This is a genomic window from Corynebacterium tuscaniense, assembly GCF_008693065.1.
Lineage (GTDB): Bacteria > Actinomycetota > Actinomycetes > Mycobacteriales > Mycobacteriaceae > Corynebacterium > Corynebacterium tuscaniense.
The window spans coordinates 1-8,723 of sequence record NZ_VXKH01000061.1; the positions used below are offsets into that span (position 1 = coordinate 1).

The window sequence follows — 8,723 nt, forward strand, 5'->3', positions numbered from 1 at the left end:
CTGCGCCACACACGCCGACAGGAGTTCCGTTTGCGCCACGACATGTTGCGCGCATGAGCGCCAGCACCGCCGGCTGCCACGGGGACAGCAACGACGGCCCAACTAGACGGTCCGCCGCCATGGTGAATTGCGCCAGATCGTTCGTGCCTATGGACGCAAACTCTGCCACCCCCAACAGTTCCTCGGCACAGATCGCCGCCGCAGGAGTTTCCACCATAATTCCGGCCTGCGAGAGCCCAGCCTTTTTCGCCTTATCGACGAACCACTCAACCTCCCCCACCTCCGCCACCATTGGCGCCATCACCCACAGGTCTGCTTCCGGCACCGCGGCGTGCGCGGCAGCGAGTGCCGCGAGTTGGTCATCCATGAGGTCTTCCCGCGCGCGGGTCAAGCGGATGCCGCGGTGACCAAACGCTGGGTTTTCCTCCGCACCGTGATCGGCAAAGGCCAGGGGTTTGTCCGCACCCGCGTCAAGGGTGCGCACGACCACCCGGCGGGAACCAAAAGCGCGCAGCACAGCGGTGTAGGTCTCCGTTTGTTCGGCAACGCTGGGGGCATCCACACGGTTGAGGAAGAGAAACTCGGTGCGGAACAGACCCACGCCTTCAACATCCGTCTCAGCCACCGCTTCCACATCGGCTGCGGTGCCAATATTGGCCATCAGTTTCACTGGGTGCCCATCTTTCGTCGCACCCGGGCCGGTAGAGTTCGCCAATGCAGCGACGCGACACGCCGCCCGGTCCTGCAGCTCAGCGACGTCAGCAGGAGTCGGCGCGAGGATGACGGTGCCGGTGGTGGGGTCGAGGGTGATGAGCGTGGCGTCGATAAGCAAACTGGTGATTCCGGCGACCTTGACAATCATCGGAATACCCAGTTGCGCTGCAAGAATCACCGTGTGCGATGTGGGGCCGCCACCTTCGGTGATGATGCCCAGGACCATCGTCGGGTCGAGCGTGGCGATGTCAGCGGGTGCGAGGTCGCGTGCAACGAGGATGGATGGGCGACCTAACGGCGGAATTCCCGGCTCCGGCAGATCACGCAAGCGGGCGATAGTGCGGTCGCGAATGTCGTAGAGGTCTGTGACGCGCTCAGCCATGCTTCCCCCAAGGGGGCGAAGTTTCTGCGCATAGATCTCCACCGCGGCGTGCACAGCAGCAGTGATGCCGGCACCGGCAGCGAGCTCCTCCTCTACCCCTTTAATCAACGCGCTATCCTGCGCCAAAGCAGCGGTTGCTTCGAGGATCGGCTGGGCTTTCCCGGGGGTACTCTCCGCACGCGCGACCACCCCAGCAGCAACGGCGTCGAGGGCCGCCCGAACCCGCCGGATGTCGGCATCCGGGTCGGTGCAGGCCGGTTCATCCGGGTCAACACCCGCTGCAGGGGCGACGAGCACAGCCGGGCCAGTCGCAGAGGCAACCGCAAAAGCACCAGCGACGCCCACACCGTGAAGCACCTGCCTGTCGGCCATGCGTGTTCCTTTCCCTGGCTGCCCCAGCAGGTGGTTTAGCAGGGGTCGTGGAAATCGCCGGAGTTGTTCAGAGTTCGGCCGTTGCCACCATAGCGTGCTTTCGCCGCGCACATCCCCGCTTCATCGGAACCAAAGTCGAGGTAAACGGGGTAGATCACGTTCCCGTTGACGGTTTTGCGCAGGGAGGCACACTTCCCCGGCACCGTGAATTTTTTATCGGCGGGGCCACCAGTGAGTACGGCTTGGGCGAGTTCGTTGTAGGTCGCTTCAGCACCATGTTCATCGATGACAGACATGAGAATCAGGATGTTGCGCCCGTCGCACGCCGGAAATGATGCCTCCTTCTCTAGTCCGCCCTGCGAGACATGCACAAAATACCCGTCGCGCTTGCTTATCGACGCCACATCTTCCCCCACAACGTCCTTCTTCGGCGAAGTGGTCTCTGTAGTCGTTTCTGCAGTCATTTCGGAGGTGGTTTGAGTTGTGGTTTCAGACGCCGAAGTCTCCGCAGGCGTGGACGACACAATGGTCATCTGCACCTCGTCCAGATCATCACTGGAGCAACCAACAAGCCCAGCCGTGATGGCGAGCGCAGCTAAGCCACCGCCTATCGTTCGGCCAATGCGACGCTGAGAACGCATGGGTTTAGGCCTCGGGGCGTACCAGCGGGAAGAGGACAGTCTCGCGGATCCCCAGTCCGGTCAGGGCCATGAGCAGGCGATCCACGCCCATGCCACAGCCAGCGGTCGGCGGCATGCCCTGTTCCATGGCGGCGAGGAAGTCCTCATCAAGCACCATGGCTTCGTCATCGCCGTGGGCGGCGAGGCGGGCCTGGTCTTCGAAGCGTTCACGTTGGATCACGGGATCAACAAGCTCGGAGTAGCCGGTGGCCAGCTCGAAGCCGCGGACGTAGAGGTCGAACTTCTCAGTCACACCGCGCTGTTCGCGGTGGTCGCGGGTGAGCGGCGAGGTCTCGACCGGGAAGTTGATCACAAAAGTCGGCTCGTAGAGCTGGTCAGCACACAGGTGCTCCCAGATCTCCTCGACGAGTTTGCCGTGCAGCCAGCCCTCGTCCTTGGGCACCTTCAGGCCAACGACGTCAGCAATGCCCTTCAGTTCCTCCACGGAGGAGTCGACGGTGACCTCGGGCTGGCCTGGGAACTTACGCTGCAGAGCCTCGTTGAGGGAGGGGTACATTTCCATGACTTTCCATTCGCCGCCGAGGTCGTACTCAGTGCCATCGGCAAGCGTGACGGTGGTGGAACCGAAGACTTCCTGCGCACAGAACTGCACGAGGTCCTTCATGGTTTGCGCGCCATCCTTGTACGTACCCCATGCCTGGTAGGTCTCCAGCATGGTGAATTCCGGCGAGTGAGAGGAGTCAATGCCCTCATTGCGGAAGTTGCGGTTGAGTTCGAAGACACGCTCAATACCACCGACGATGCAGCGCTTGAGGTACAACTCCGGCGCAATACGCAGGTAGAGGTCCATATCCAGCGCGTTAGAGCGGGTGATGAACGGGCGGGCTGCGGCACCACCGTGCAGGGTCTGCAGCATCGGGGTTTCCACCTCGACGAAGTCATGTCCTGTCAGGAACTTTCGCACAGCCGCGATAACCTTAATGCGGGTCAGGGCATTCTTGCGGGCATCGGCGCGCATGATCAGGTCGGTGTAGCGGTAGCGCACCCGCTGCTCTTCATTCATGTCAGCGAACGCAACCGGCAGCGGGCGCAGCGCCTTCGACGTCATACGCCAGGACTGCGCCAGGACGGAAAGCTCACCGCGTTTCGACGCAATCACACGCCCCCGCACCGACACAATGTCACCCAGATCCGTGTCAGACTTCCACGCCGCCAGCGCTTCCTCACCGACCTCAGCCAGGGACAACATGACCTGAAGCTGCGTGCCATCCCCCTCCTGGAGGGTGGCAAAGCACAGCTTGCCGGTGTTGCGCTGGAACATGATGCGTCCGGCAACAGCCACCTCGTCGGAGGTTTCTTCGCCGGGCTGGAGGGCCACCGCGCCGTCGATAAGCTCGGGGGCATCTTCCGTAACAACGTGGTACTTGTTGCGCAGATCCTTCAGCGACGTGGTGCGGTCCACGACGACGGGGTACGGCTCATGCCCCTCGCTAAGAAGCTTCTCACGCTTCGCGCGGCGGATCTGTTGCTGCTCTGAAAGGTCCTGGGTAGTCACGGCTATCTACCGTAGTCGGTTGAGCTCACCAATACTCGGGCAGGGTCCACACTGGCGGGTCATCCAGCTGGCCACTCGGGTGGATGGCGCCCTCCGAGTCTGTGATGGTGTAGCTCAGCGCGTCACCGGACGTGCAGCGCAGCGTCGCATCATCCGGGTAGTGGCAAAAATTCTCATTCACACGAATGGTCTGGCCAGGCAGCAACTCGCCTTGTGCTGGCCCAACACCTTCAAACACGGTGTAGTGCATGCCGTCTTCCCCTGCGTAAATCGAGTCAGCTTTGCGGGGTGGCAGTGGCACAGCGGTCACCATCGGCGCGTCCTTTGGGGTTTGGCCTTGGCAGGTCACGCCGTGCGGGCTGATTGCACACACCCCGGAATGTTCTCCAATACGGTAGCTGAACACACTCATGCCAGCGCGTTCAAAATCTTTCGGGTTTACCGGGCGGTCAGCGGCGCGCGTGGTGGTCGCCGTCGTTTCGCTTTTCGACGCCAACGTTTCCAACACCGGCCCCTCCACCTCCTCCAGGTTCCCAGAGCACCCAGCAAGCGACACCACTACCACTCCTGCAGTGACCGCGGCATACGTGGCGCGACGTTGAAGATTAACCACGCGACTTTTCACACAAGTTGAGGTACATGCGCTTACTTTCGGCTTCAGCACCGTTGACCACGAGCAGGTACTGTGCGTCCTCCCCTTCCGGAGCAATGCGATAAGCCGGCGGGGTCACGTCTTCCATCTTGTAGGAACGTGCAGAGCACTTCTCATTACCAATGACCTCAGTGTCGCCCTCCGGCAGCAGGCCGTCGCGCGTCTGCTCATCACCATAATCAATGATGCTCACGCCAAGGTCCTTGTCCGAACAGCGGATGCGGGCCTTCTGCCCATCCTCCGGTGTCTGGGACTCACACTTCATGTTCGACCAGCCGCGTTGACCAGATTTCTCCGAAATGATCCGCGGGAACGTGTCCGCCATCTCCTGCTCTTGGGCATTCCAACCCTCACCCTGGTTATCCCAGAGCCACCAGCCACCAGCGCCGATACCGCCGAGCAGCAACAAGATCATGAACACGAGCAGCCAGGTCAGGGCCTTAGATTTCTTTTGCGGCTGTGGCTCGAAAAACTCCGGCTGGGCGTAGCCCGGGTACTCGTAGGGCTGCTGGTAGTGCGGCTCCACGGGTGGGAAACCCGGGCTGGTATCCGGGAAGTGCTGCTTCGGGCGCTCCGCCTTATCCTCTACCGGCTGCGCTGGCATGCTCCACTGCGCCGTCGCGTCGTCGGCTTTTGCCTCGGACTGCGTCTTATGTGGGAAAGCCAGTTTCTCCAAGTAGGCGCTGGCGGACTCCGTGGATTCCAACAGCTCCTCATCCACCGGCTTGGTGGTCAATTGGGAGACAATCTCGGCGAAAGCACGGCGGTTTTTAGCCGGTGTACTCGTGGCATCTGGTGTGGGGCCGACCAAAGCCAGCATCACCGGCGCCGACGGATTGTGATGCTGCACGAGCAGATGATCCACATCAATTGACCGTGCCAAAAGCTCAGCGTGGTCAGCATTGTTGTAGTGATCAATCGCTTTGGCCACCGGCGCGAGCAGACTATGCGCCTCAGAATCGGAGAACGGGGTGCCCCACTTCACGCGGCCGTCAATGATGGAGCGTAGCGTGTTACCTTGTGCCTCATCGCGCACCACGTAGAGTGTGCCGTCCTCGGTGACACCGCAATCACGCAGAGACACCACTGCCGGCTCATCCAACCAACGCAGGCCGGAAGCGAGCTGGGTGATGGCGGTAGCCTGGTCGCCCTCGATGACTTCGTTGAACAGCTCCACCTCAGCGGTGCTGTTACCCCACGTGTTCGTAGCAAAGTAGACGGTGGAATCCGCTGTCGCCGCTTTTTCTTTCAAGTCCGTCAGCGCATATTTTTCGTGCAAGAACTGAGCAAGCTGTGAATCAACCATGGTGAAGCTTTCGATGAGGGCCGATGAGAACTGGGATGTGTATTGCTAGTTGTAGTCGGAGAAGATATCGCTAACGTCATCATCCGAGTATTCAAAACCTAGAAGGCGGGCCTTACCATCCTGAATCACCACGTAAGTGGCACCGCCGGTGGAAGAACCGTTCTTGTTACGAACCTCCACAAAGTAGAATGCATCGGCTCCCAGCACATCCTTCAGCTGTCGCTCATAAGACTCATCATCCGTCTTGGCGAAGAAGCGAGAGAAATCCTTGACATCCATAACCTCGCCAGCCTGCGGGTCAGATGCCTTGAAGTAGTTGTCCACGCCAGAGTAGCCGTCATTGACCTTAAGCCCATCAAGAATGGCACTGCGCAAATCGCTCAAGGCGTTGTCAATGAGCCAACGTTCAGTCTCATCATTTGTGCGTAGCTCAAGGAACTCATTCGTCAACTTCTGTGCCTTCGAGGCGTTACGGTCTCCACCACCGATACCGGCAACCAGACCCCAGATAAGCAGCATGACCAACGCGGTAGCCACCGCGGTCCCAAGGATGACGCCCTTGGAGGAACGTGCAATCTCCGACTTGGTCTTCTCCATCGCCGGGTTCAGGCGATCCTGCGCCATCTTGGAGTACTCGTTAAAGGTGTCACGACCCTTGTCAAAGGCACTCGGCCCATGCTCGCCCTGCGGCTGACTCGGCTGACCTTGCTGACCTAGCAGCCCCCGCGCGCCGGCAGCACCAGTGGCAGCACCAACAGCAGCACCAGCCGAGGCACCCCCAAAGTTGGCCTGGGCCAGGTCGCGGAGGGCGGCGATGTTGATTTCTGGCGCGTTGACGTCGTCAAGCTTCTGATCGTAAAGGCTGCGACGCTGCGGATCACCGAGAATGTCGCGGGCGATACGCAGCTCCTCAATGCCGCCCGGGTTGGTGGCAATGCCGGAGTTGATGCGATTATCCAGCTCCTGGGCCAAGGTGGCGGGATCTGCCGACCGGTCGAGCCCGAGCGAGTTGTAGAGGTCGTAGTGTGCCATCTCTTTTAACTATGTCCTTTCTCACATCCCGGCGCGGCCCGTCGGGACTCCGCAGTCTAGAGCGAATGATAGCGAAGTGCTTTCAGTCTTAACACATGAATCCTGCAAGAACTACTACGGGAACTATTGCAAAACCGCCATTATTGAGCGGACTTAGGAGCACACCATGACGCAGCAGAACCTAGGTTCCTACGACTGGGGGAGCCACATTGCCTGGTGATGCCGGTGTACAAGCAGGCGAAGGATGAGTCTCAGGAACCCGGTGACGCGCCGGAGATCGACGACCCGGAATTTGAAGGCACGACGTTCGCCGTCACCGACGGCAACTTCAGCCGGAGGGTGTGACCAAGGGTGACCTGCGACGAGTTCGTTGTGTTCGCAGGTGATTCTTCCGGCGGCGAAAACGAGACAACTTAAGCGCCGGGCTCCTCACCTATATTCTTAAAACCGATGCCGACGGGCACGCCCACGCTGTCAATGAGCCGCACAGGGCCGAAAGTCGCGGCGGCGAGCAGGCGCGCGTCACCTGTCTCCGGTGCCGGCCCGAAGCCCAGGTCACGTACCTCTACGTAATCGGGGGTGACGCCGCCAGCTTCGAGGACGCCGCGCACGGTCTCCAGAATCTTATCGACGCCACGCTCCGCCACGTGCGCACCAGCGGTCAGCGCCGCCGACAGCGCCAGGGCTGCATCCTGCATGTCGTCCGGGACGCGGTCATTGCGAAGGGACATGGCAACGCCGCCGGTTGCACGGATCGTCGGCAAGCTGTGAAGCTGAACTTCCATATTGAGTGCGCTAACTGCCTGCTGCAGCGCGACGAGCTCCTCAAAATCCTTCTCCCCCACCACAACATCACTGGCGTGCGCGGCATTGATCGCGGCAATTGTGCGCGTGATACTCGCACTGATCACCTCCGGATCCTCCAGGTGATCCATCTGTGGGCGGATGCGCACCGGCGGGTTGAAGACGCCGTGGAAGACCACGTCCACACCCTCACGCGCGAAGTCCTCCGGGACCTCATCGCCGGAAAACGTGACCATGACGATGCTGCCCAGCAGCGACTTCGCAGCACGAATCAACGCGATGTGACCAGCATGAATCCCGGTGCCGAGCGGCACCAACACAACCCTCTTGCCGGTCTTGCGGAAGGCACGGCCGTACGTAGCAAACTGTGCGGGGTCAGTTACAACCACCGCATTCCCCGGAGTAAACGTCATACCCGCAAGGGTACGGCCCTACAACGTGTTCTTCCCCATCGCCCACAGCTCCACAGCCGCCGCACCGGTGCGCGATGCTTGTCTGCGCACCAGCTCCACAAACAATCTTCCAATACTCGGGTCCTGGATCGTGTTGTATATCTGTTCCAGATGCGGAACATCCACCTGCAGGTTTTGCCCTTCCCCAGGCAGTGACCAGCACTCGTCGAGCCCCAACTCAATCGCAGGAACTGCCTGGGTAAGGAGTGTAAAAGCGTCTTGGCGGGCAACGTCGACAAGCTTGAGCATCCTTTTACCCGCCATGATGGCCGGGCGCTGCGCGTCCTCGATCATCGTAAGATTGCCACCCATCTCCGGGATGAGCAAACTGAGCACTGACTCCCCAACCTCATCGGCAGCGGAGGCGACCCAAAAGTCCTTCCACACCCGGTGCGCCGCCATCACAATCGCGCCTTGCACTTCCAGCGGGTCCAGCACCTGCACGCCATACTCCAACGACGTGTGCATGACCAGCTGCCCACGACGGACCTGCCCCAGCCACTGGTCCACCATCACATCAAGCGGAACCCCCGGCGCATCCAGGACAATCATGTCCACGTCCAAGTGATCCCCGTCGCCGTTGATCTGACGCGCAGTGTGACCAGCACGTTCAAACAGCTCAACAGTTTCAGGGTCCCCGAGCACCCCGACAGTCAAGCGCGGCTGCGTCATCGTGCTCCCCTAATTCTTCTGGCCACGCGCGAGGATCTCCGCCACCGTCAGTGCGCCCTCACGGTGAGCATCTGCACGACGACGCCCATGGTGCGCCTCCTCCGCCGCCGCTTGCTCGGCTGGCTCAGCCTGGACTGCCTG

General features: G+C 60.8%; 9 protein-coding genes. 1 reads left to right on the forward strand and 8 read right to left on the reverse strand.

Going from position 1 to position 8,723, the window contains the following annotated elements:
- The 6 genes from F4V54_RS09115 to F4V54_RS09140 form a co-directional block, all read right to left on the reverse strand.
- Positions 1-1,468, reverse strand: a 1,468-nt coding sequence (locus F4V54_RS09115; RefSeq protein WP_150386926.1) for a putative PEP-binding protein, incomplete at its 3' end; no start/stop codon positions are given.
- Positions 1,469-1,503: 35 nt separating this feature from the next.
- Positions 1,504-2,109: a hypothetical protein gene (locus F4V54_RS09120; protein WP_150386927.1), complete on the reverse strand. Its 606-nt coding sequence runs from the start codon at positions 2,107-2,109 to the stop codon at positions 1,504-1,506.
- A 4-nt stretch (positions 2,110-2,113) separates the two neighbouring features.
- Complete coding sequence (gene lysS / locus F4V54_RS09125) at positions 2,114-3,664, reverse strand: lysine--tRNA ligase (protein WP_150386928.1); 1,551 nt, start codon at positions 3,662-3,664, stop codon at positions 2,114-2,116.
- A gap of 25 nt (positions 3,665-3,689) precedes the next feature.
- Positions 3,690-4,277, reverse strand: coding sequence for a hypothetical protein (locus F4V54_RS09130; RefSeq protein WP_150386929.1), 588 nt, complete (start codon positions 4,275-4,277; stop codon positions 3,690-3,692).
- Positions 4,270-5,622, reverse strand: coding sequence for a hypothetical protein (locus F4V54_RS09135; RefSeq protein WP_150386930.1), 1,353 nt, complete (start codon positions 5,620-5,622; stop codon positions 4,270-4,272). Before F4V54_RS09135 ends, F4V54_RS09130 begins: the two co-directional genes overlap by 8 nt.
- 45 nt (positions 5,623-5,667) lie before the next feature.
- Positions 5,668-6,654, reverse strand: coding sequence for a hypothetical protein (locus F4V54_RS09140; RefSeq protein WP_150386931.1), 987 nt, complete (start codon positions 6,652-6,654; stop codon positions 5,668-5,670).
- 219 nt (positions 6,655-6,873) lie between these two features.
- Between F4V54_RS09140 and F4V54_RS11865 the strand changes: the two genes are divergently transcribed.
- Positions 6,874-6,999 (forward strand): hypothetical protein, encoded by a 126-nt coding sequence (locus F4V54_RS11865; protein ID WP_282958590.1) that lies wholly within the window; start codon positions 6,874-6,876, stop codon positions 6,997-6,999.
- Positions 7,000-7,067: 68 nt separating this feature from the next.
- Here the strand turns inward: F4V54_RS11865 and F4V54_RS09145 are convergent, their stop codons facing one another.
- A complete protein-coding gene (locus F4V54_RS09145; RefSeq protein WP_150386932.1) occupies positions 7,068-7,871 on the reverse strand; it encodes a pantoate--beta-alanine ligase in 804 nt (267 codons plus the stop codon).
- An 18-nt stretch (positions 7,872-7,889) separates the two neighbouring features.
- A complete protein-coding gene (locus tag F4V54_RS09150; RefSeq protein ID WP_150386933.1) occupies positions 7,890-8,582 on the reverse strand; it encodes a 6PGD fold domain-containing protein in 693 nt (230 codons plus the stop codon).
- Positions 8,583-8,723 lie beyond the last annotated feature (141 nt).